Source organism: Mesorhizobium sp. M7A.F.Ca.MR.245.00.0.0 (genome assembly GCF_003997415.1).
Lineage (GTDB): Bacteria > Pseudomonadota > Alphaproteobacteria > Rhizobiales > Rhizobiaceae > Mesorhizobium.
In genome coordinates, this window is record NZ_RZTE01000005.1 from 83,510 (window position 1) to 85,299 (window position 1,790).

2 protein-coding genes are annotated in these 1,790 nt (G+C 64.0%); both read left to right on the top strand.

Annotated elements, in window-relative coordinates; all coding sequences use genetic code 11:
- Positions 1 to 648, top strand: a 648-nt coding sequence (urtB, locus tag EOB80_RS35120) for an urea ABC transporter permease subunit UrtB (protein WP_245466289.1), incomplete at its 5' end; no start/stop codon positions are given.
- Positions 645 to 1,790 (top strand): urea ABC transporter permease subunit UrtC (gene urtC / locus EOB80_RS08325; RefSeq protein WP_245466290.1); only part of this gene is annotated, 1,146 nt, incomplete at its 3' end. The genes urtB and urtC, both read left to right, overlap by 4 nt.

Consider the following 1,790-nt stretch of genomic DNA (forward strand, 5'->3'; position numbering starts at 1 on the left):
ATCATCGAGCGCGGCGTCATCCGTTTCCTCTATGGCCGGCCGCTTGAAACGCTGCTGGCGACATGGGGCGTCTCGCTGATCCTGCAGCAGGCCGTGCGCTCGATCTTCGGGCCGACCAACCAGGAGGTCGGCAACCCATCCTGGATGTCGGGCTCGTTCAATCTCGGCCAGTTGGCGATCACCTGGAACCGGCTGTGGATCCTGGTTTTCGCGCTCGCTGTCTTCGGCATCCTGCTCTACGTGATGAAGCGCACGCCCTGGGGCCTGCAGATGCGCGCCGTCACCGCCAACCGGCGCATGGCCGCCTCGATGGGCATCAGGACGCCATGGGTAGACGCGCTGACTTTCGCGCTCGGCTCCGGCATTGCAGGCATTGCCGGTGTCGCGCTCAGCCAGATCGACAACGTCTCGCCCAATCTCGGTCGCGGCTACATCATCGACAGCTTCATGGTCGTCGTCTTCGGCGGCGTCGGCAATCTGTGGGGCACGCTGGTCGGCGCCTTCTCGCTCGGCATCGTCAACAAGTTCCTCGAACCCTATGCGGGCGCGGTGCTCGGCAAGATCGTCGTGCTGGTGCTGATCATCCTGTTCATCCAGAAGCGCCCGCGCGGCCTGTTCGCGCTCAAGGGCAGGGCGGTGGAAGCATGATCACGGGACGCTTCTTTGCCGCCGGCGCGGACCGCCGCATCGCCATCACGATCTTCATCCTGCTGGCGGTGGCCGTCCTTGTGCCGCTGCTCAACCTTGCGGTGTCTCCCACCAGCGCCTTCTACGTCCCTTCCTACATCGTCGCGCTCACCGGCAAATATCTCTGCTATGCGCTGCTCGCCTTGGCGCTTGACCTGGTCTGGGGCTATTGCGGCATCCTCTCGCTCGGTCACGGCGCCTTCTTCGCGCTCGGCGGCTATGCGATGGGCATGTATCTGATGCGGCAGATCGGTTCGCGCGGCGTTTACGGCAATCCCATCTTGCCCGACTTCATGGTGTTCCTGAACTACAAGGAATTGCCCTGGTTCTGGTACGGTTTCGACCACTTCTGGTTCGCCGGCCTCATGGTGCTCGCGGTGCCCGGCCTGCTCGCTTTCGTCTTTGGCTGGTTCGCCTTCCGCAGCCGCGTCACCGGCGTTTATCTCTCGATCATCACCCAGGCGATGACCTACGCGCTGCTGCTTGCCTTTTTTCGCAACGACATGGGGTTCGGCGGCAACAACGGCCTGACCGATTTCAAGGATATTCTCGGCTTCAACGTGCAGGCCGACGCGACGCGTTCGGCGCTGTTCGCGGCCAGCGCCGTGATGCTCGCGCTTGCCGTGTTCGTCACCTGGGCGATCGTCGGCTCCAAATACGGCAAGCTCCTGATGGCGGTGCGCGATGCCGAGAGCCGCACGCGCTTCCTCGGCTGGCGGGCCGAGAACGTGAAACTGTTCGCCTTCACCGTCTCGGCTGTCATGGCCGGCATAGCCGGCGCGCTCTACGTGCCGCAGGTCGGCATCATCAATCCGGGCGAGTTCGAGCCGGCCAATTCGATTGAAGTCGTCGTCTGGGCCGCCGTCGGCGGACGCGGCACCATTGTCGGGCCGATCATCGGTGCGCTGCTGGTCAACGCCGGCAAATCCTGGTTCACCGGCGTGCTGCCGGAGTTCTGGCTGTTTGCACTGGGCGGGCTGTTCGTCGCCGTCACGCTTTTGCTGCCCAAAGGCATCATCGGCATGTGGGACAGTTGGCGCGGCAACGCCAAGGCGTTGCGGGCAGCTTCGATTGCCGAGGAAGGCGGCAGCGACCCCGACGTT